A 22,258-nucleotide genomic window follows, 5' to 3' on the forward strand; every position below is an offset into this window, starting at 1 on the left:
TGAGCTGATTACCGTTTCGATTAGTATCTAACTGAGTTTCCCTACAATTTCATTAAGCTAACGGGCAGACAAGTTCAAACGTTTCGTGAGTACCTTTCAAGCATATAAATTCATGAAAGCAGGGAAGTACATGAAACACGTGGAATAAATATACAAATTATCAGTATTAGGAGGTTGAGAAATGTCGTTTCCGACACATATTGTATCGGCAGGCGGAATTGTAGAAGATGGAAATGGAAATATCCTATTAGTAAAAGCCCACGACGACGGTTGGGTATATCCTGGTGGGATAACTGAAGTTGGAGAAAACCTGATTTATGGCGTGATCCGTGAAATTAATGAGGAAAGTGGAATAGAAGCTATTGTTAGCCATTTAATTAGTGTTGTTTCGAATACAGCCATCCATAAGTGGTATGACGGTGAAACTGATGTTCCTACGAAGGTCATGTTTGATTTCGTGTGCAAAGCTGGTGGGTGGAGCGTTAGCAACATCGACTGAAGAATCCAGCGAATGCAGGTGGGTTCCAAAGGAAAATGTTCTGGATTTGATCACTTTACCCGCAATCCGCATGCGTTATGAAGCTTATTTGAACTTTAACGGCTCAGTGAATTATATGGAGTACGTCACTGCGACAACGTCAGAATGTAGTGTCAAGCTTCAAAGGAATGTTTAGTTGTATTGATAGTTAAATAAATATAGAAAAGCAGCTGGACATAATCAGCTGCTTTTTTGTTCAACTAACGGGAAGGATTACTCAATAACATTATAGAATTCCTTATATGGGATTTAATGTTACAAGTACTTATTTACTATGGAGAGGAGAGCTACAGCAATGAAGCGCTTTATTTTAGCGTTGGTGAGCGTTATATCGCTATTACTTACTGCTTGTTCTAGTCAACCAGTTGATCTAACTAATAAACTAGAGAAATATGCTGTACCCGTTAATCAATTGACAGTACCCGAGGGTGTCCAAATTATTGGTTTAGGCGAAGCAACTCATAACAACGGTGAATTTCAGTCTGTACGGCTTGATGTATTTAAGGTGCTTGTTGAAAAGTATGGTGTTCGAACATTCGTATTAGAAGAGGATTTTGCTAATTCAGAATTAATGAATCGGTATCTATCGGGCGAGGAAATCGAGCTGCAAGAAGCATGGGAAAAATGGTTTCCCTTCTACCATACACAAGAAATGGCTGAATTATTTGAGTGGATGCGAGAATATAACCGTTCCGCATCTAGTGAAGAACAGCTTCAATATTGGGGCATGGATGTTCAGCGATCAGAACTGATGTTACCCACACTTGATAATTATTTAAAAGAAGTGGATCGTGAACTCTCTAAAGAGCTTAACCGTATACAGGTCGGCAGTTTTGACCTGTGGGAAATATCGAATCAATTACTCGGCGATATCTTTACTCCAATCAGTGAGCGTGCATTGACTAAAAGTGATTATAAACAGCTGCAACGACAATGGAGTCCATTGATCCAAAAGGATATTCAGCTTATTGAACGATTGATACACCGGATGGCTATGAATGCAGATCTTCTTATCGCCAAATCAGATGAACAAATGTATGAGGCCGCAATGCAGAATATCCAGTCTATTTATGTTTCTTACTCAGTGATCAATGACTCTTTGCTTCGAGATTTTAGCGAGGGGAATGGGTATCTTCACTTTGTTTCCTCTTCTAACCATCGTGATAAAGCCATGAAGGAAAAGGTAGACTGGATTTTAAACCAGTCGAATGGACCCATTCTAATTGCAGGTCATAATGGTCATATTTCGAAAAAGAATAGAGCTGCCGCTGACAATTTTGTTAGTGCAGCAAAAGAGAAAAAAATTAATGTAGATAGCAAAATGCTTAAACTTACATATATAGGTGAGCTTCTGGAGGAAAGTTATGGCGATGCTTATTATGCTATCGGAACATCCTTTAATGAGGGCGTATTAGCAGCAGATTCAAAGATTATGACGGATCCAAATCCGCCTACCTTCACTATTCATAGTGATAATTTATTACTAAATTCATTGAAGCAATTGCCGGCGGATCGTTATTTCTTGGATCTTGATCGTGCGAAGCAAGATGAGCAATTAAACCGGCTAATCTCCAAAGATGAGTTAAAGATGCCATATGCAGGTAGCCTAAATAGTGTTGATTTGAATGATCCTAATCATCGTAAGATAGAAAACTATTACTCAGGCATGATTTTAGATGAGTCATTTGATGCATTAATTCATTTTCGCAAGGTAAACGTATTCACACCTTATGAAAGATAATTAATGGAAAGAGAAGTGGTTAGGGGTAACTTTAGTGGATGCAGTGATACAGTTGAAAGGGGGGGTTGAAGTATTGTTGATGGAATTTTCGTATCAGGATGAACATAGTAAAGAAAAAATCCAAACCAAACAATGCTTTCGTTTACACCTCGGAAATTTACAATGATGGTCAAGAGCAGATAATGAGGAATAATCAGCTTTAAAGATCAGTTTATCTTTTGTGTTAAAAAATTAATTTTTAAAATCCCGTTGAAGATTTGAATCCAACGGGTTTTATTTTGCTGCTAAAAGACATATTACCGATTTAACACATAACTAATTAAATTTCGAGAGCTATTTCATTAAGCTAACGGACAGAATAGGGGCCTTTTTATTCCATCAAAATTAAATTGTCAGGAATCTGTGTCAGAAGTCATGGATATCGTGAATGAGGTAGACGTGGCCAAAGAGTAGGAGACTTGGTTGTTAAAGCACAAAGTCAAAAGGATCTCCAATTGGGAGATCCTTTTATGCCACTAGTTAAATTAAAACTACTAGTTGGCCTAATAAGATTGTATTTCAGACATTACTGCTTTTAATCTGCCTAGACTATCAATTTTTAATAGTTTTTCTCTAAAAGAAATAAACTCATTAGCCGCCTTAAGAATTTCAGATAAAAATTCTTCTTCAACAACAATGTTTTTCGTCTCTTTGTAAGCTTCGTAAAGGTTTGTATCTTCAAAAATCAACGGATTCCTTTTTACTCTAAATAATATCTTGTTCTCTGGTTTTGTAATGATTCTTTTGACACTCCACTCATGGCTATTCATGGCCATAATGTGCTCTCCAAAACCTGTTTTTTTATATTCCAAAGTCATTTCTAAAACACCGATCCACATCAAGTCAATATCATCCCAATCCATAAAGTTGGTGATTGTAGTATCAGACGTTTTAATATTTACTACACCATCTAACTTATGGCCTTTATGCTTGTTTAATTGTCTGTTAGCCACCTGGATTGATAAACTATCTTTCAATGAAATAAAATAGTCTTCAATATTATCTTGACTAAAGTAAAAAGAATCTATAGTCTTCTTTTCAATGTATGTGGTTATATTTAGCATAAACTACTCCAATAACTAAAGGTATGTTGTAACTTAATCAATAAGGGTAAAATGTATTTATTCTATAATTACTTACAACCAACCTGTACATTTGTCCATCTATACTAACATTTATTGTAGCATAACCGTTACCGCTAATAATTGTACTTCTATTCGCATTAACAATTGAAATAATTCTTGCTCGGACATCATTTATAGCAAGGTTATAGTGGAAGGTTGTTTTTCAAGTGGCTCCTGTCCAATATAATGGGTGGTGATTCGTAAGAACATGATTCATACTGCTATTTTGTAATGCTACAGTTCGGCCACTACCAAGTGATAGATAGCCCGTTAAGCTAACGGGAAACGATAGTTGAATTAAGAATAGAAGGCAGCTGGTTTTTAAGCTAACGGGCAGCATAACACAACAACGTCAAAGGCAGAGATGGATCTTTATACATATGTACAAAATACTATGTAATAAACATATACACTTTTAATAGACAATACCACCCGTTCACACGGGTGGTTTTGATCCCGAGATAGAAAAGGTAGGCGCCGCCAAGAATTTTAATGATTTCAAAAAGGAACAGTGAATTTGCAATTATTGCGGTAATCCCCACGAATGAAAAAGTGGCATGAATAAAATATGTCCACCCACCCACAACCCCTAAGACTGTTTGTCGTCCCCCTTTTTGCGTATGAACAATCGTGTTTTTTGTAATAAGGACAATGTCCAGACCAAGTGTAATAATTATAATTAATGATACAAGCAGAAAATAGAAGTGGGACTCCACAGTATGCGCCGCCTAGAAATATTAGTTATCCTACACTAGTGCGCACAGATTGTCGGGTGAAGAAAAAGATGATTTGTTAAACTGGAATCCAAGAAAGGAGGAGAAGGAATGCTTGACGGTTTAAACGCCGCCATCCAATATATCGAAGAGCATCTGGCCGACGAGATCGACTACGGCCAAGCGGCGGGGTACGCCCATTGCTCCGAGTATCATTTCAAGCGTTTGTTTTCGGCCGTTGTCGGAATGCCGATGTCCGAGTATATCAGACGGAGAAGAATGACGTTGGCCGCTCTTGAAATTCGAGACAGCGAAGCCCGCCTGATCGATATCGCCATCAAATACGGTTATCGGTCGGCGGATGCGTTCTCCAGAGCGTTCAGCGGCATTCACGGCGTGTTGCCCTCGGAGGCCAGAAATCAGAGTGTCTCATTAAACGCGCATCCCCGCATTCAGTTCCAAATGACCGTCCAAGGAAAGGCGCAGCTTCATTACCGCATTGTGGATCGGCCGGCATTTCGGATTGTCGGGATGGGGGAGGAAGTTTCCATGGAAACGTCTGTTTTTCACATCACGCTGTTTGAACGGATAGATGAGGATAGCCTGAATGAGCAATTAAAATCGCTGGAAGATGAACCGGTGTTTCCGGGCATCCTTCACGTGACCCGGTGCATCACGGACGAACGTTCGCGTTACATTGTTGCCGTATCGACGAGGGAAACGGCACCCGAAGGTTATGAATCACACGAGCTTGCGGATGCGACTTGGGTGGTGTTCTCGCTTGACCGTCCTACGACGGAATGCATGCTGGAAACGTGGGAACGGATTTATACGGAGTGGTTCCCGGATGGGGATTTTGAAGTCGCCGATGCGCCGGAATTTATTCGTTGCACGCACGAGGATGCGGCATGGGAAATTTGGATTCCGATTACGAGAGCAACGCAAGACAAAAAATAGGGAGGGGTCCTCATGACCATTCTGGTAACGGGAGCAACCGGCACTGTAGGCCGGGAAATCGTCAAGCAACTATCAGAACAGGGGAAATCGATCCGCGCCATGACACGCCGTCCGGAGCAGGCTTCATTCCCCGAGGGAGTCGAGACGGTCGCCGGCGATCTGTCCATGCCGGAGTCGCTTGCATCGGGTTTCGCGGGAATCGAGGCGATGTATTGGATCTCCATATACGAATACGATGCGCTTAAGGCCGCTCCGAGAGTGGCCGAGATGGCGAAGAAGGCCGGGATTAAACGTGTGGCGGTGATGACGGGAGGGGGCGATGAAACGGTCTTGCAAGCCGCTCGGCAGGCAGGACTGGCTTGTACGCATCTGCAACCCGGGGAGTTCATGTCGAACACGAAGGTCTGGGCCGAATCGATTCGCCGTGACGGGATCGTTCGAGCGCCCTTCGGCGGACAGCTCAGCGCCATGATCGACGAAGCGGACATTGCCGCGGTCGCCATCAAAGCTATCCTGGAAGAAGGTCATGAAGGCAAAGACTATTTGCTGACGGGACGGCAGGAGTTAACGCGCCGGGAGACGATCCGGCAACTCGGACAGGCCATCGGACGCCCTATTCGTTACGAGGAACTGACGACGGAACAAGCACGGGCGGAGTGGTTGGAGGAAGGCTATACGGGCGATGAAATCGAGTGGCTGTTGGAGCTTGGCTCATGGGAATGCATTTCTCCGGCCACCGACTCCGTGGAGACGTTGACAGGCCGCCCGGCCCGGACATTTGCGCAATGGGCGGAAGAGCACGCGGCGGATTTTTTATAAGGGCCTTTTACAAATAAGGCTGATAAAAAGGGGGAGGTTCTTTATTGGCCCAACAAGCGAAAGAAACGCGTAATTGGAAAACCTTCTTCACTTTTGTCAAAGGCGCGAACGTGCCGAAATGGATGGTGGGGACCGCTCTGCTGTTAAGTTTGTTGGAAACGGCCGGTGTGCTCATCGTTCCATTGTTTACCGGACGCATCGTCGACCAGCTGTCCGCGGGCAATCTGGATTCGATGCTGATCGCGTTTTTGATCGGCGCCTTTGTGCTTCAAGCGGTCTCCGGTTCCATCTCGTACTATCTTATGAGCTACATGGGTGAATGGGTGGTGGCTTCCTTGCGAAAAAACGTGTGGAGTCGCGTCTTGCGTTTGCCTGTATCGTACTTCGATCAATCTTCTTCGGGCGAAACGATGAGCCGGGTAAGCAACGACACGGAAACGGTCAAAGGGCTCATCGATCAACTCGTTTCGTTTGTTTCGGGGATTATTACCGTCGCGGGCGCCGTCATCATTTTATTTATTTTGGATTGGCGAATGATGCTGATCATGACAGTTGCCGCCCCTTTGGCCTACGTAATCTTAAAACCGATCGGCAAAACGATGTACGGCTTGTCGCTGGGCGCGCAGGATGAAATGGCGGCTTTTAACGGCGGCATGGCTCGGGTGTTGGGCGATATTCGATTGGTCAAAGCGTACAACGCGGAACAAGACGAATATGACCGCGGTTCCGGGAAGATCCACCAATTATTCGGGTTTAACATCCGGCAAGCACGCATCATGGCCATCATTAATCCGCTCATGACGCTTGTCATGATGGCGCTGCTCGTGCTGCTTGTCGGTTATGGCGGGGCTCAGGTCGCATCGGGCGCTTTGACGGCGGGTACGATGGTCGCCATCATTCTGTATTTGCTGCAAATTATTTATCCGATCGTGAACTTGGCTTCCTTCTTTACAGAGTTTCAGAAGGCAATGGGCGCAACCGAGCGCATTCAACAAATTTTCCAACACGTGGCGGAACCCACGTCGCAAGATTCGGTTCAGACGCTGCCAACGGAAGAAAAAGATCTTGTTTTTGAACAAGTTTCCTTTCAGTATGCTGTGAGGGGCGACGATAAGGAAGTCGAATCGGAAACGGTTTTGACGGACATCGATTGCGTGATTCCGGCAGGGAAAATCACCGCGATTGTCGGGCCGAGCGGGGCGGGGAAGACGACCCTTTTTTCTTTGATTGAACGCTTTTATCAGCCTGCGCAAGGTGAAATCCGTTATGGCGATGTTCCCGTCCGCGATGTCGATCTTCACGCGTGGAGAAGTCAGATCGGATTCGTCGCGCAAGAGAGTCCGCTGATGGAGGGCACGATTCGAGACAATATCGGCTACGGTGTCGGTTCGGTCACGGATGAGCGGGTGAAAGAAGCGGCGGAAGCCGCGTATGCGACGGAGTTTATCGATCGATTTCGGGAAGGGTACGACACCTACGTGGGTGAGCGGGGAATGAAGCTGTCAGGAGGACAAAGGCAGCGCATCGCGATTGCCCGGGCGCTGATTCGCAATCCGAGCATCCTCATGTTGGATGAAGCCACGTCCAGCCTCGACAGCCAGTCTGAGTTTATGATTCGAAAAGCGTTTGACACGTTGATGAGTGGGCGAACGACGATCGTGATTGCCCATCGCTTGTCGACCGTTATGAATGCCGATCAGATTATTGTCCTTGAAAAAGGGCGCATTACCGGGACGGGCAAACACGAAGAATTGTTGGAAAATCACGCTCTGTATCGCAGATTGGCTAAACAGCAGTTTTACAATGAAACGGCAATACCTTAAGGTAATTTAAAGACGATGGTGAACGGAAAGAACGTTTAGCTATCGCTGATTTATTTAGTCGTCTAATTAAAGTGGTGAATTGAAATTTGCAAAACGAAAAAGGGGCAGATTCGTTGCTCCTTTCTCTACTCTACTTAAAACGGTAGTACAGAACGCGTTCGTGCTGTACTACCGTTTTTTTTATATTCAATTTTTAATCTGCGGGTCCGATTTTACCCCAAAAATGAAACGGGAGGTGTCGGGGGACAAGAACATATTCCCATTGAGAGTCGCTATGTAGCGGCTTTTTTGTTTTATCGGTACAAGTTCTTGTCCCGAGCCCAGGACAAGAACTTGTACCGAATGCCGAAAAGGACGATCGTGAGGGTTGAAAATACAAATCATTAAACAAGTATAAACATTCGTTTTATAAAAGCTTTTTCACGAAACTCTTTTCGAAAAAGAACTACAGATAACGGTCAAGATCTTGAAAAGGGATTGAATCCCGAACTAATGGGAAAGAGAGAATTAAGGTAAGCAAAACTATCTTAGTTTTGCGAGTAACAAATGAATTTGTAAGGGATACGGGGTTTTACGAAAGGGGGTGAGGATCAAATTTATTTGTCCTAACCCATTTTGATTCAATTGGCTGCTGTAAGGAGCATAACAAAAATTAGTGGAGGGATTAAGATGAGTGAAGCATTAAGAAACTCGGTTAAAGCGATGATAAAGGAAACATTCGAAGGCCCCCCGGTTCCTGTAAAAGGAACGTGGTTCACAACTGTTGAACCGAATTCAGGAATTTTCGGTGTACTAGAAGGAATTTCTTGCGGCGAAGCTTCCATGTCAGTTCATGGAACAACATTGGCTGCACATACTGATCATGTCCGCTATCACATGTGGGGAACCAACGGAATCTTAAACAAAGGGAAACAACCGGAAATGGATTGGGGAAAGAGCTGGGGTATTCATTCAGTCGATGAACAGCAATGGAACCGAATTCAAGAAGGATTGAAAAATGAATACTTAACACTTTTGGAATCGATTGACGCTTTTGAATGGAATGAACAAACTGCCACCGTGGTAGCTATTTTGGCCCATTCAGCATATCATCTTGGAGCTCTTCGCCAAATGTTAAAAGTGATTAAGGCGTAGCTTTGACATAAAGTTTTAAATTAACCGAGTATCGGTGCAAGGAAAGGCAGTCGGGTGCTTATCCGAATTCATTTGATTTGGTTCACAATGATTATGTACCGTCACTTCTTTTCACACAATGGAATCGAAAAAACATATCGAATTCAGCCAATCAATATTTGATCGAGAAAAATCCTAAATTATGAGAAATCTTATATGTTGGACCAGTGCCATCAGTCGTACAAACGATTTGATGGCTTATTTATTTTAAAGAGAGTTTAATATGAATCACTTTCTTCAGTTAGAGACAACGTGGAGTATGAAGAGGTTGGCAGGTTGCATCAATGACAATTGATTCAAAATGCGGGTGCTTCATACAGGTCTCGTTAATCCGGTGCATGACCTGCACACTCTTATCATTATCCTGGGGATTCAATTGAAGCCAGATTTTTCTTGAGCCAGTCCCCTCAATTGTGAGTTGGCCAACGAGTTTTTCTAGATGTTCTTGCTTGTTCTCGTACCCGTGACTTCACTTGAAGTTCTCAGGAAATATCCAATGTGGAACAAGTTCTTAATTCCGATCCAATCGGTTCGAAAAACATTGAGCTTGCAAATATAAATCTGCCGCTTTATAATACCTTAAAACAATAAAACTGAAAAGGTTTTATTAGTTTACAAAAATTCAAGTCGCGTATAAGTAAATAAATTAATGGAGGATTGGAGTAAACTTGATCACGCAGGTAAGCTGTTTCCAGCAGTAGCCGGGAAAGAAAATTCTTCTACCTATCGATTGTCGATGATTCTTACTAGCCCGATCGCCCTTAAGTTACTGCAAAGGCCTTGGACAAAGTGATTTCTAGATTCCCGAATTTGAATGTAGAACTTCAAAACGGTTTTTTCTGGAAATTTCTTCGCCAGAAGAATCGAGGCTCATAGTCGAGCAAGAAACGAACTATCCTTGTGCGCCAGTGAATTTGTCAGAACAATTATGGAAGCTTAGTACGGGTGCTGTATTACAGAAACAAGATCAGCATTGAAGTTTTTCATGCTATAACGGATGGTGGGGGGGGGCACTAGAATTTCTCAAAACATTAGTATTTCAGTATTTATTTACAAGTGGAGTTCAGATAGATGACAGGGAAGGCGTAATACTTCCTCCAGATTCATTTGCTCGCTATGCTGAAGCACAGGATAGCTTTAGAGTTTACTACAATAGTCAATCACATTTGAAAGATGAGGAGGTATCTAATGCACTGAAAATTCCGGCACACGCTTCATGCCTTACGGACATAATGTCGTGCACGGCTTTATTAACGCTTACCAGTTAAATGCAGCAGCAAAGATGAAAGGAGTAACTATTACAGCTTACCTAACGGCCATTCTGATCATGGCGGTTCATGCCGCTACAATGACTATTAATAGCGAGAGCCAAGAGTCAATTGTAATCAGCTTACCCGTCAATTTGAGGAAATTATTCCCTTCAATCAGTTTGCGAAATTTTTTTACTGTAATCAACATTGAATATATATGGAGCAAGAGCTGACATTTGAACAAGTGCTTGAAGCGGTAAGTGAGCAAATGAAGAAAAAAACGTATTTATATAAAAAAATAGAAAATAGTATGAAATATGAAAAAAAACTGGATGTCTAGATTTGTACCCCTTAAGTTAAAAAACCTAGCCATGCGGTATGGTTTTGATAGGTACAGTGAGGCTGCCAAGACAATGACGCTTACGAATTTAGGCAGAATTAGTATTCCGTCCAGTATGACACAATATGTTGAAGCGATGGAGACCACGATGTATCCAACCTCTAAAACTCCAATAAATTGTGCCGTGTGCTCTGTCAATGAAACACTCACAATAACCTTTGCACGCAATATTTTAGAAAGTGATGTTAAAATGCATTTTTTTCGACTGCTTAGCGGCCAGAGCGGACTGGAATTGAGGATTGTCAGCAATGATTGGGGGATGGAAACATGAAGTGTGAAAGCTGTGGCGTTATCGTAGATCCTTCGCATGCTATATGCCCACTGTGTCGAAGGAAATTTAGCAGAGAGACTGCTGGAATCTCTATTTTAACTAATCAATTGTACCCATTCTATTTAATGTCGGATAGGCATCATAAGAAGACTAGCGAAAACATGTCCAAGTGGCTCTCTTTTATCGCGGTATCCGTCATTAGCGTTCTTCTTATTGTTAACATACTGAGTTCTAGGGAGAACATGTGGAGTTTGTATCTAGTACCTTGTTTGCTGTATATATGGCTTTCCATTAGGCATACCATTGTAGGGTCCTCCCATCTGGGCCGTAAAATCTTAGTCCATTTGCTTGGGCTGTCGATTATGTTGTTGTGGATCGATGTGGTGGGGGGGGACACATTACTGGTCGATAGAGTATGTGATCCCATTTGTATTGATAGCGGCAACACTACTTGTTACTCTCATTTGTTGTACGGGAAGGTCTAAATGGCGGGGGCTTATAGGGTGCCTACTGAACCTGCATTTCCTAAGTTTTGTTCCGTTGCTGTTATATTTGTTAGGATTGTCACAAGTTTTGTGGACCGCTGTTGCGGCCGCCTTGCATTCGTTGATAACATTTGGCGGCATGCTGCTATTTGCAGATAACAGCTTTCGCGAAGAAATTAAGCTAAAATTTCATGGTTGATGGATCAGGAGTCGCTGGCTGCATTACAAAAATATACTACAAGACTATATAATAAATCGAAACTGATAAAACCATTATTGACTCTTTAGTATCGAAGGAGGCGTAACAATCAAACAACGTATTATTGAAGCATTCGCTGAAGAATTGAAGGAAAGTGGTATAAAGTTAACAATGGACGATTTGTCCCGCAGACTTGGAATCAGTAAACGGACGCTCTATGAGCATTTCTCATCTAAGGCGGAGATTTTAGATGCATTAATTGAAGAGACTTTTTCCGAAGTGGACAATATAACGGAGCAAATATTGAATAATTCTAATCTAACGCTTGTCGAGAAGATCAAAGGTGTTATAAATGCCTTGCCAACGCATAAAGAGCTTTACGATCGAGTCATATTAGAGCAAATCAAGCGATCTTATCCAGAGCAGTGGAGCAAGGTCTCAAAAGTTTTTACTGAGGACTGGAACGAACTGCAAGCCTTAATCGAGCAAGGTATACACGAAGGAGTCATCATAAACAAAAATGCTTCTTTAATTGTAAAGTTGATAAGAGAAGCGATCCAATCCGTGCATGATCAAAGATTCTATATGCAAAACAATATTTCCACTACAGAAGCTGTCATGCAAATTACGGATATTATCTTGTTCGGGCTGATTTCAAAGGAAAAATAAAGAAGGGTAATTTTACGCCTTCTTTTTTTATGGGAACTATAAAAACTATAATAGTTTTTTAGGTTAAGAATGCCTTGAAGTAATTATAGAGGAGGGAACGCTGTGGAGAAAATTGAAAACAGAACGACAGGTGAACAGAAAAGGACGGGGGAGGCTGCGGCTATAGAAGCTCCGGCTAAAGCTGGGGTCAGGGAGTGGCTCGGATTAGGCGTACTTGCGCTGCCAACCTTGCTGATGTCTATGGATATTAGCGTACTCTATCTTGCGCTTCCGCATTTGGCGGCAGATCTTGCTCCGAGCAGCACTCAAATGCTGTGGATGGTGGATATCTATGGCTTCACACTGGCTGGCTTCCTCATTATCATGGGGAAACTAGCTGACCGTATAGGACGCAGAAAGCTGCTTATGATTGGAGCAGTTACATTCGGTGTGGCTTCCGTGCTTGTTGCTTATTCGAACAGTGCGGAAATGCTGATCGCGACCCGTGCGTTACTGGGCATCGCAGGTGCAACCTTAATGCCTTCCACACTATCCTTACTAAGGAATATGTTCCTGGATCCTCAGCAGCGCAGTAGTGCCATTGGCGTATGGATGATGTGTCTAGTGGCGGGAAGTGTGCTTGGTCCAGTTGTCGGGGGATTGATGCTGGAATGGTTCTGGTGGGGCTCTGTTTTTCTGCTGGGCGTACCCGTGATGCTGTTGCTGCTTATTACTGCTCCATCCTTGTTGCCTGAATATCGGGGGCCGACATCGGAACGGCTGGATATGTTTAGTGCGATCATGTCCCTGGCAGCGATCCTGTGCGTGGTTTATGGCATTAAGAGTATGGCCAAAGAAGGGCTCGATGTGGTGTCCATCTTGATCATAGCTGCCGGTTTGCTTATTGGGTGGGGATTCGTGTATCGACAAAATTACGTGAAGGAACCACTAGTGGATATAAGGTTGTTTCGCCTTCCTGTTTTCAGCGGGGCGCTGTGCATGATGCTGCTTGGCTTGCTTACCATAAGTGGCCTTAATTTTTATATTGCCCAATACTTGCAGCTTGTGCAGCATCTGTCCCCGTTTATGGCAGGGCTTTGGCTGATTCCATCGGCAGTGGGAATCATTATTGGTTCAGTGGCAGCTCCGTGGTTTGTCCGTCGCTTTCCCCCAGCTTATGTGATCGGAGTCGGTCTGCTCATCGCCTGTATAGGTTTAGTTGCCATTACGCAGTTGGAGGCTGCTTCAGCTTTGTCTGTACTGATTGTTGGTAGTGTAGTCTTTTCGATAGGCGTGGCGCCGTTAACGGTATTGGGGACCGACCTCATTATCGGAGCAGCCCCGCCGGAAAAAGCCGGATCTGCCTCCGCGATATCGGAAACAAGTGCCGAATTGGGAGCAGCATTAGGAATTACCATAATGGGAAGTATTGCAACAGCGGTTTATGATCGCCAAATAAGCAGTTCGCTGCCCGAGGAACTTCCCGTTTCCGCAGCACAGGCTGTAAAGGACTCTCTTCCAAGCGCTGTGGAGGCGAGCGCAGCCTTGCCCGCGGAGCTGGCAGCAGAGGTAGTCGGATTGGCACGCGAGGCATTTACAGCGGGTTTGAATACGATTGCTGCCACTAGTGCCGTGCTTGCTTTACTAGTGGCTGGATTAACCGTTTTTCTGCTGCGTAACGTATCCGCCAGAACTGAATGATGCTTAATTACTATATATTGCTTGTCAACGTGTGGTACCACAAAGCATCCAAAAAAACATTAGGAAAGGATTGAGTATTTTGAGTTCCAAAAATAAAGACTTATTTTCTTTTGAGTTTAACCAAGACCCCTATCCAACTTTTAAAAACTTACGTGAAAATGAGCCTATTCACCTTGCCAAAATGAAAAATGGTCAATACACATGGGTTGTTACAAAGTATGAAGATGCAACACGGGTGGAAACTTTGGAAGCACGAGGATATACCAAGCATACCTGGTATATGTACTCAGGCTCTATCGAGCTTGATGACTCTATACCAAACCCGCTATTTCCACAGGGCTTCATGGTTCGGCCGATCAATTCTAATGACTTGGAACAAAAAGTAAATATCATGGGTGGTTCAGCTGGGCTGACAGCGCCTATGATGGAAGTATACCAGCGCCTGATGAGTAGCCCGACGTACAAGCAGGAATTGGACTTAGTAATTGTCGATGAAGAAGATCAGATCGTTGGGTTTGCAAACGTGTGGCATGACACAGCTAATAATATTGCGAACATTGAACCGTTCGGAACCGCACCGAGCCATCGGAGAAAGGGATTGGCCACGAACTTGCTCTATGAGTGTATGCACCGCTTGCGAAAGATGGGGATTTCTAAACTCTACATTAACCACGGCGGTTTATGGACCCTAGATCCAGAGCCTGACGATGCGATGCGGGTGTATATCAAGGTAGGATTCCAATTACTGGGCAACATGTTTGTATGGTATAAGGTTTGCGAGTGCAGCTAACGGGAAACGCTAGCCCAATAAAAACAAGAAGACAGCCGATTACATTGATCGGCTGCTTTTGTTCAACTAACGGGCAGGTTAACGTGGAAACATATTTCTCATACTTCAATTCCATGTTATGGTAATATAGAGTTGGATTTATGAAAAGTGTACAAGGGTGTGTAAACGAAATGGCTGAAGAACCGTTCATCTTTCTAGCGTGTATAATATGTTTTATCGTTAAGAATGGATGAATGTTAATAGTACATATGGAGGTAATTAAGTTTGAAAACTCACTACTATCTCAGTTGGTTTAATGACTTTTTTCCAGAGAAGCTGGTCAAATGGTTGCATGAGGATATAAAAGACAGAAAATCTCTTGTTATGATTAGCGCTCAACCATCTGGTTATAAAGGTGAGCAAGTTAACATTGATGATGTTTTTGAAAGGACATGGTTTAATCAGGCTAACATTATTTTTGATGGATATCATTTAATTGATTACCGCATGCAGAAGGAAGATGCCCAGCGATTAATTCAAAAAGCTTCTGTCATTTTTTTATGCGGTGGAAATACTGTTTTGCAGAACGATTTTTTGGTTGAATATGAATTATCGGATGCGATTAAGAACAGCAATGCCTTTATAATGGGTGCCAGCGCTGGTGCGATAAACATGTCTGCAAAATGGTTATGCTCGAAAAACGCTGGCTATGAAGTTGAAACAAATACTATTTATGATGGTATAGGCTTTGATCGTTTTGCCTACGAATCTCATTCTAGACTCGACTACGCCGCGCTGGTTCAAGGCTACCTGTTCCCCTTGTCTGAGGAGATTGATGTTTATGCGGCAGAACAGGAGAGCGCTATGCGTGTAAAGGACGGCAAAATAGATATAATGGGTAATGTATACTTAATTTCCCACTCAAAGATTCAGAAATTGGTTGAGACGTTCTAATTAGGGTGAGTGGCTGTGACCTAACAGAATTGATTCCTTTTTATGAATAATTAAGGCTTACAGCGAATCATCTCAGGTTTCCTCTCTATGATTGGAATACTGTTTCTAAACAGATGCAATCTTAATATCCCCAGGACTTATTGTTGGGAAGAAATGATAAATTTTTTAGACCGCCTTCAATGGCGGTCTTTCTATGCTTTGTTTTCGAACTCTTTGGGATGTTTTACGTTATATGTATTATTAGGATTTAATTTTCTGCATTGGAGGGATGTTTGATGAGGATAAAATGGTACGTAGTCATTGCTCTAGTTTTGATAACAGGTTGTAACGTTCAACAATCAACCTCAAAAATTAGTGATACGGAGACTCCGCATTATGTCCATCCGATGAGTAATATCCCTGAAGACACCATTCTCATTGAAAACCTACTAGACGAAATGGATCAGGGGAAATTTGAGTACGATTCAATTGAATGGGGAGAGTTTGTTGTTGATCCTCATCATCAAGAATTCAAGAGAGGAGACGTGGTATATCTAAATACGCCTAAGGAAAAGTTGGAGAAGCAATCCTCAAATATATCAGAAACGAGAATATTACGAATTGTTGGAATGCCGGGGGAAAAAATAAAAGTAAACAATGGTCAGATATATATCGATGGTTTGCTCCTTGACGCGTTTTACGGTAACGCAAGAAATAAGGGATTTACGCAGGAGCAATATAAGGCTTGGGCTGAAGAGAACGGAAAAGATCCTACAAGGTTTAAAGAATATTTCACGAAAAAATTCAAGGAAATTAGCATTCCTAGTGAACATTATTTTCTGATAGGCGATAATTGGTGGAGAAGCATAGATAGTTTTAGTTTTGGCACTGTACCCAGAGAGAAGCTGATAGGTAAAGTAATAGGATATAAAAAATAAGACTTATAAAGCATTAATCGTCCAGTTTTCTGAGATACTAATTGAACCCGATGAAGATGTACGCACTTGGTTGTAGCTTCGTCAAGTAGTCAGTAAAAAGAAAAGCGGCGATTAGTTTCCCGGTATTCTTCCGGGAAACTAATCGCCCATTTTTATTTTGAAAACGTTTCTCTATAAAGGCTGCTGGAAAAGCGATTAAAAAAGCAGCTCATGGCAATAGTAAGGCGAGCAAAAAACACAACATGGATATGAGATATCTGAAAGAGCACGGGAGATGTTGTGAAAACAGGAATTAGCGGCCGTAAATTGAACAAAAATGGTACTTCTCCACGAGCAAACAGCCAAGTTAACAAATGGAATAAAAATGCCGGTACTACTAAATATGAGGCCAGAGTAGTAAAAACTAACATGTGTAATAGACAGCAAGCCCTTAAATGGGAAAAAGGGAATTCTATGAGTAAACATCAAAGGCCACGTCCATGGGAATATGTCGAGGGACAAGAACATGGTCCGATTGAAAGTCGCTAATTCAGCAGCTTTTTTATTTTATCGGTACAAGTTCTTGTCCCGAGCCAAGGACAAGAACTTGTACCGATTGCCGTAATGGACAAGAACATGAGCCGATTACCGATTAGATAAGTGTCTAACTATATTTCCATCCAATTTAATCAAATCCGACGGGCAGTTTAGCTGAGCGAAATTATATCCCACAAGTGGTTTATCTGAATGTCGGCTATCCGACGAACCCAAGATTCGATGTACCAAGAAGCAGCTTGCCAGCAGCAACCTGATCTAATAATGAACTTTCGGTAGTACCAACCCAACCTGGTTATCGAATATAGGTTGCATTAATGACACGCCCTTGACTACTCATTATTCGTTCACGTATAGCAAAAATGACAATGATCGTTACCGGTAGATTTGCTGCTCCGCACATCATACCGATTTTCCAGAATGAATCAACTTCCAACAACGCTGCCGCTAATGCCGATAAAGACCCTGCACCAATGTACATGGCGGAGCTGTTTAAAGACATAACAGTGCCCCTTGATTATAGCGGTATCTTTTTTCTCATGATGGGTGAGGCTTTATCTCATGCGTTTGCTAATGATTACGGCGATTACGGATTCCATATCATTCTTCCGCTTGTCTATGCTGCGCTTGGCATCGCTTCCTGGGCGTTGCGTCAGAAAAGCCGCAGACTTTAATGGCATAAAGAGATTAGAGGCGATATGATAATGTTCTATAACGTTGATTGAAGTAGTAGAACTAGCTGGTTTACGTGCCAATGATACCGCTGATTAGCGGTATACTTTAACTATAATTAGGTATTATCTGTCTATTCCATTATTTCTTTGATACCCTGTTAAATATGTGATGGTAACACCGAGGAGGTAGCGAATCATGGTTGAGAAAATGCACGTCGACGAAAAGGAACTTGATGAAGCGCTCGTTCGTCGTCTGCTTGTTGCACAGTTTCCCCATTGGGCGGATCTATCCCTGCGACGGATCGAGCCGGCTGGCACAGTGAACGCCATCTTTCGGCTAGGCAACGAATATTTAGTTCGGCTCTCGCGGCGGGAAGGGCCTACGACACCAGAAAGTCCCGAGTTTACTTGGCTGCCTAAGCTTGCTCCATTGGTTCCGCTGGAAGCTCCTGTACCAGTCGCTCTAGGGCACCCGAATAGCGAATATCCGTGGTTTTGGTATATACACACATGGGTTGAGGGCGAGACGGTGCCGATAGAGGAGATTGACGCGATTCAGGCAGCTCGTGATCTTTCGGAGTTCGTTGCAGCGCTGCAACAAATCGATTCATCGGGTGGGCCACAGGGACGCGGCATTCCTTTGGCTCAAAGGGATGAGGGGTTCCGATACTGTTTGGCACAGTTCGATGGCGATGTTGCTGCGGTGTCTGATGTGTGGGAATCGGCACTTGCCGCGCCTCCGTGGAGCGGCCCACCAGTTTGGCATCACGGCGACCTTGACATGCGTAACTGGCTTGTGCGAAATAAACGAATCACCGGTGTGATTGATTGGGATACAATGGGCGTTGGCGATCCTGCATGCGATGTCATGGTCGCATGGAAGTTACACTCGCCGGCAGCACGTGACGCGTTCCGCAATTATCTACCTACGGATGACGCTACATGGGCAAGAGCCCGCGGATGGGTCGTATCGCAGGCGGTGGCAGTGTTGGCTTACTACACGCCAGAAAACAATCCAGTTCTGTACCATGAGGCAAAATCCTGGCTCGACCTAGTATTGTCAGAATGATGCTTGATAATCTTGCTGTTAAGTATCAATGGTGTCATAGAGATCGAATCCGATAGTTGAATAATTATAAAGGCAAATCGAGTAGGAGGGGGCGACTAACCCCCGTCTTCTCACACCACCGTACATGCGGGTCCGCATACGGCGGTTCCAAAAGGTTAACAAAGCTCCAGATAACGAGTAAGTAAATTTATCAGCCCTTTCGCTTCCTAATAGGAGTTCGGAAGGGCGTTGTTCGTGTTGCGGGACATTTCCTAAGCACCTCTACGGGAGTTGGCCATCTTGGACGCTGCCCATTCGGGCACACCCAGTGCCCGGAGCTCCCGGAGGCGGGTGCGTACCCGTTTCCATTGTTTCCACAAGCACATTCGCAGGCGCCTGCGAATCCACTGGTCGAATCTCTCACAGTGGTTCTTGGCAGAAGCTATCCGGAAATAGCCCATCCAGCCCATGAGCCTGATTGTGTAGTTATGTTATGAGTTAGGAAATTCAGATTATTAAGTTAGCGGACAATACTGAAGGCGAAATATGAAGCTTACAAAGTCTGAGCTCGTGGAGTTGTTAATCCAATCAGAGCAATACATTGCTCAGAACAATAGGCTCTGGTTGAAAAATGAATTCGAAAAATACCAATAAATAAGCATAAGCAAACACAAAAGGGAGCCTGTGCTTGCTTATGCTTTCAATTATCCTTTCTGTCTTTCTCTAACGGGAAACGATAGCGTAGGAGCTGCATTTGCGGAACCTTTTTTGGTTTGTTGAAGCAACGGGTGGGATTGTTCATTACTGTGCTTAGAACAGGCCACAAGAATTCTGATTAGTCTATCTAAGTTCGAATATTTTGAAAAATGTTGTTGATCTCAATCGTTCGCCAGTCTTATAATAAATAGTAAACATATGGGATGCGTAACTGGCGAGAACGTAGATTACTACGGGGGAGCGCATCCGTCAAATAAGCCGTTCGCCTGGGCAAAGCATTTGGTTGATTTTTAACCAAATGCTTTTCTATTTTTCGAGGAGAGTGCTGGGATGGGAGCAGTGAAAAAAGTAGCGGTGCTGGTGTATGAGCAAGTGGATGCATTGGACGTAACGGGACCATTCGACGCGTTCGCGGTGGCGAGTAACTGGGGACAGGACTTTCTGGTCTATACGGTCGCTCTGGAATCAAAAACGCCGATTAGGACAATTAGCGGCTTGACGATTCTTCCGGAATTCGCTGCTTCAGAGTGTCCGACGCCAGACATCCTGATCGTTCCGGGAGGCTGGGGAGCACGCAAGGAGATGCATAATGAGAAGTTAACCGATTGGATCAAAGAAACCTCCCAGTGTGCTTCATTTACTCTGTCCGTATGTACGGGGGCATTGCTGCTCGCCAAGGCCGGACTTCTCGAAGGACTACGTGTGACCACCAATATACGGGCGATGGATTTACTTATTGAGGCCGCGCCGGCGAGCGCGACGCTGATAGAGAACGTCCGATACGTGGACAATGGCCGAATCATTACATCGGCTGGTGTTACGGCAGGCATAGATGCAGCGCTACATCTTATCGCAAAGCTTCACGGGGAGGAACGGGCGATCGATACTGCGTCGAGGCTGGAGCATGACTGGAGACGAGAGCCTTCCGAATCGCTGGCTATCCTTAGGGCAACATATGAAGATGTGGACGGTATTCGCTCCCTTTTTATCGACGCAGCGCAATGGATTCATTCGGTTCATGGCTTCTGGCAATGGCGTGTAGAAAGCTTCGAACGCGAGATTGTCGATGCATTTGTCCGTGATAATGAAGTGTTCGTCGCTGTTCTAAGGAATGAACTTGTCGGGTGTCTCTCCGTCCACTGGGTATACGAGGAAATATGGGGAGAGCAATTTCACGAGGACGCGGGGTATGTTCATCGGTTATGCGTCTCACACAAACGGAAGGGAGAAGGAATTGGCCGTGAACTCATTCGCTACGCGGAAAGTTATGTTCGGGCCAATGGAAAAAGCCGGCTTCGTCTCGACTGTATGGCCGACAACCCAAGACTAAATTCATACTACGTAAATCTAGGATTCGTGTTGCAGGGTCGCTTTGACGCGGGCTCCTGGAGCGCGCACTTGTATGAGAGGGAGATCATCGCAAAAGCATAAACCATTTCCATTCGAAAAAACCATTTAAACCAAACCGTACCTTTCCATGATGAAGATGATGTTATAAAATGTAAATATTACTCTGAGGTATCGGCGAGCGCATGAAGAAATAAATGATAGTTAAATACACGGGAGGCGATTCCATTGGTAACAAAATAAAATGAGAAAATCGATATGCGAACTCGAGCCCCAAATTAGCATGCAGATTTTCTCTTAGCCGTTGCAAATAAAATTTAGAGGAGAATTTGACATGCTAAATAAAATAAGAGAATCAATCTATTACCTAACGAACCAAAACAATAAGGAAAGACCGACGCTAGGACTCGTTTGCGGAGACAAATACAGCCTGGTTATCGATGGCGGAAATTCGGTTCAGCACGCACGGGACTTCTTGCGTGAAATCGGGAAATTAAACGTACCTCCGATAAAATATTTGGTCATTACGCATGCGCATTGGGATCATTTTCTAGGGATGAACGAATTTGAAGCAACAATTATAGTTAATACCCGAACGAATGAAATCATTCAGGAATGGCGCGGGTTTTCGTTTGACGATCGTTCTCTCAAAGAATATGCAGATGCCAAAAAGATCGATTCACTATGTGTGGAGATCATCAGGAGTGAAATACCGGATAGAGACACATTCCAGTTAACTTCGCCGGATATCATTTTTGAGGAATCCCTTCATATCGACTTAGGATATAAAGTTTGTGTTCTTGAAACCATTCGAAGCACGCATACGGAAGACTCAACCATCGTATATATTCCGGATGAAAAGGTCCTTTTTCTGGGGGATAGTGCATATGGCACAACGAAAAATTCTTTGTATCATTTTAAGCAATCTCTGTTATTGCCTATGATCGAGGATATTCGGAAATATGACGCCACTCACTTCCTGCTGGGGCATGAATCCATTTGTGACACGGCGGAGATGGATCTGTATTGGAAAGAGCTCATCTCAACGAGCAATGCAGTGACATCCGCATCTATGGAGAAGGCGGTAGAGGCTTTTGAAAGGGAGCACAACCGAAAACCCTCTGAAGATGAACTCTTTTTCTTAAAAGCATTCGTGAATGATCAGATATTAAAATCGCAATACGAACAAGCGGAAAAATAAAAGAGGCAGCTGACTATATTTATTAGACAGGATTCATTTGTGAGTTTTATAATCTTCGAAGAATGCTCAGAGAGGCAAATGACCCAGCTTAAGATAAGGTTATCTCAAGCTGGGTCGATTTTTTTATTCTTTTGAAAGAAGGGATTCAAGAATCGTTTGGTCATCCGGTACTTACAAGAATCAGATGCGGAAGAATATCTTCATACTTAGGAGAAC

Annotated in this window: 20 protein-coding genes, 2 pseudogenes and 1 riboswitch; of the genes and pseudogenes, 19 read left to right on the plus strand and 3 right to left on the minus strand. The window is 43.6% G+C overall.

Translation table 11 applies throughout. The features are described 5' to 3' along the window. Positions 1 to 181 precede the first annotated feature (181 nt). Entirely contained in the window at positions 182 to 499 is a 318-nt protein-coding gene (locus tag M4D81_RS34765) for an NUDIX domain-containing protein (RefSeq protein WP_311200736.1), read from the plus strand. Between the two features lie 334 nt (positions 500 to 833). Further along, positions 834 to 2,279 (plus strand): erythromycin esterase family protein, encoded by a 1,446-nt coding sequence (locus M4D81_RS32435; RefSeq protein ID WP_260069391.1) that lies wholly within the window; start codon positions 834 to 836, stop codon positions 2,277 to 2,279. A 542-nt stretch (positions 2,280 to 2,821) separates the two neighbouring features. Here M4D81_RS32435 and M4D81_RS32440 read toward each other — a convergent pair. Continuing rightward, on the minus strand, positions 2,822 to 3,382 hold the full coding sequence (locus tag M4D81_RS32440) for a hypothetical protein (RefSeq protein WP_260069392.1): 561 nt from the start codon (positions 3,380 to 3,382) through the stop codon (positions 2,822 to 2,824). 452 nt (positions 3,383 to 3,834) lie between these two features. Next, a complete protein-coding gene (locus M4D81_RS34930) occupies positions 3,835 to 4,158 on the minus strand; it encodes a LysE family translocator (RefSeq protein WP_397376799.1) in 324 nt (107 codons plus the stop codon). A 108-nt stretch (positions 4,159 to 4,266) separates the two neighbouring features. Between M4D81_RS34930 and M4D81_RS32445 the strand changes: the two genes are divergently transcribed. The 15 genes and pseudogenes from M4D81_RS32445 (at position 4,267) to M4D81_RS32515 (ending at position 18,798) form a co-directional block, all read left to right on the plus strand. Beyond that, positions 4,267 to 5,112, plus strand: a complete 846-nt coding sequence (locus M4D81_RS32445) for an AraC family transcriptional regulator (RefSeq protein WP_260069393.1) — start codon at positions 4,267 to 4,269, stop codon at positions 5,110 to 5,112. A gap of 12 nt (positions 5,113 to 5,124) precedes the next feature. Further along, positions 5,125 to 5,931 carry an NmrA family NAD(P)-binding protein gene (locus M4D81_RS32450; protein WP_260069394.1) on the plus strand — a complete coding sequence of 269 codons (807 nt, stop codon included), beginning with the start codon at positions 5,125 to 5,127 and terminating at the stop codon, positions 5,929 to 5,931. 122 nt (positions 5,932 to 6,053) lie between these two features. Continuing rightward, the gene (locus tag M4D81_RS32455) at positions 6,054 to 7,754 is read left to right on the plus strand and encodes an ABC transporter ATP-binding protein (protein ID WP_260069429.1); all 1,701 of its coding nucleotides are present in this window, start codon (positions 6,054 to 6,056) and stop codon (positions 7,752 to 7,754) included. Between the two features lie 669 nt (positions 7,755 to 8,423). Next, a complete protein-coding gene (locus M4D81_RS32460; protein ID WP_260069395.1) occupies positions 8,424 to 8,888 on the plus strand; it encodes a hypothetical protein in 465 nt (154 codons plus the stop codon). 1,255 nt (positions 8,889 to 10,143) lie between these two features. Next, the gene (locus tag M4D81_RS32465) at positions 10,144 to 10,410 is read left to right on the plus strand and encodes a hypothetical protein (protein WP_260069396.1); all 267 of its coding nucleotides are present in this window, start codon (positions 10,144 to 10,146) and stop codon (positions 10,408 to 10,410) included. Positions 10,411 to 11,009: 599 nt separating this feature from the next. Next, positions 11,010 to 11,333, plus strand: a complete 324-nt coding sequence (locus tag M4D81_RS32470) for a DUF6320 domain-containing protein (protein ID WP_260069397.1) — start codon at positions 11,010 to 11,012, stop codon at positions 11,331 to 11,333. Further along, a complete protein-coding gene (locus M4D81_RS32475; RefSeq protein WP_260069430.1) occupies positions 11,227 to 11,532 on the plus strand; it encodes a DUF6320 domain-containing protein in 306 nt (101 codons plus the stop codon). Before M4D81_RS32470 ends, M4D81_RS32475 begins: the two co-directional genes overlap by 107 nt. A 123-nt stretch (positions 11,533 to 11,655) precedes the next feature. Beyond that, positions 11,656 to 12,201 (plus strand): TetR/AcrR family transcriptional regulator, encoded by a 546-nt coding sequence (locus M4D81_RS32480; protein ID WP_311200739.1) that lies wholly within the window; start codon positions 11,656 to 11,658, stop codon positions 12,199 to 12,201. A 102-nt stretch (positions 12,202 to 12,303) separates the two neighbouring features. Further along, on the plus strand, positions 12,304 to 13,881 hold the full coding sequence (locus tag M4D81_RS32485) for an MFS transporter (RefSeq protein WP_260069398.1): 1,578 nt from the start codon (positions 12,304 to 12,306) through the stop codon (positions 13,879 to 13,881). 79 nt (positions 13,882 to 13,960) lie between these two features. Beyond that, on the plus strand, positions 13,961 to 14,671 hold the full coding sequence (locus M4D81_RS32490; protein WP_260069399.1) for a GNAT family N-acetyltransferase: 711 nt from the start codon (positions 13,961 to 13,963) through the stop codon (positions 14,669 to 14,671). A 264-nt stretch (positions 14,672 to 14,935) separates the two neighbouring features. Continuing rightward, on the plus strand, positions 14,936 to 15,604 hold the full coding sequence (locus tag M4D81_RS32495; protein WP_260069400.1) for a Type 1 glutamine amidotransferase-like domain-containing protein: 669 nt from the start codon (positions 14,936 to 14,938) through the stop codon (positions 15,602 to 15,604). A 275-nt stretch (positions 15,605 to 15,879) separates the two neighbouring features. After that, a complete protein-coding gene (gene lepB / locus M4D81_RS32500; RefSeq protein ID WP_260069401.1) occupies positions 15,880 to 16,521 on the plus strand; it encodes a signal peptidase I in 642 nt (213 codons plus the stop codon). 279 nt (positions 16,522 to 16,800) lie between these two features. Then, positions 16,801 to 17,049 carry a hypothetical protein gene (locus M4D81_RS32505; RefSeq protein WP_260069402.1) on the plus strand — a complete coding sequence of 83 codons (249 nt, stop codon included), beginning with the start codon at positions 16,801 to 16,803 and terminating at the stop codon, positions 17,047 to 17,049. Positions 17,050 to 17,573: 524 nt separating this feature from the next. Beyond that, a pseudogene (locus tag M4D81_RS32510) lies at positions 17,574 to 17,729 on the plus strand (DoxX family protein); the annotation flags it as partial. 196 nt (positions 17,730 to 17,925) lie between these two features. Next, positions 17,926 to 18,798 (plus strand): aminoglycoside phosphotransferase family protein, encoded by an 873-nt coding sequence (locus M4D81_RS32515; protein WP_260069403.1) that lies wholly within the window; start codon positions 17,926 to 17,928, stop codon positions 18,796 to 18,798. 206 nt (positions 18,799 to 19,004) lie between these two features. On the opposite strand, the pseudogene M4D81_RS32520 reads toward M4D81_RS32515, so the two are convergent. Then, positions 19,005 to 19,250 (minus strand): annotated as a pseudogene (locus tag M4D81_RS32520) (group II intron maturase-specific domain-containing protein); the annotation flags it as partial. Between the two features lie 441 nt (positions 19,251 to 19,691). Beyond that, positions 19,692 to 19,773, plus strand: a riboswitch (ZMP/ZTP riboswitch). Positions 19,774 to 19,824: 51 nt separating this feature from the next. Here M4D81_RS32520 and M4D81_RS32525 point away from each other — a divergent pair. Both M4D81_RS32525 and M4D81_RS32530 read left to right on the plus strand, forming a co-directional pair. Further along, entirely contained in the window at positions 19,825 to 20,925 is a 1,101-nt protein-coding gene (locus M4D81_RS32525) for a GNAT family N-acetyltransferase (protein ID WP_260069405.1), read from the plus strand. A gap of 250 nt (positions 20,926 to 21,175) precedes the next feature. After that, complete coding sequence (locus M4D81_RS32530; RefSeq protein WP_260069406.1) at positions 21,176 to 22,042, plus strand: MBL fold metallo-hydrolase; 867 nt, start codon at positions 21,176 to 21,178, stop codon at positions 22,040 to 22,042. The last annotated feature ends 216 nt before the right edge of the window (positions 22,043 to 22,258 follow it).

The sequence above is a fragment of the Paenibacillus sp. p3-SID867 genome, from assembly GCF_025142895.1.
Lineage (GTDB): Bacteria > Bacillota > Bacilli > Paenibacillales > Paenibacillaceae > Paenibacillus_AQ.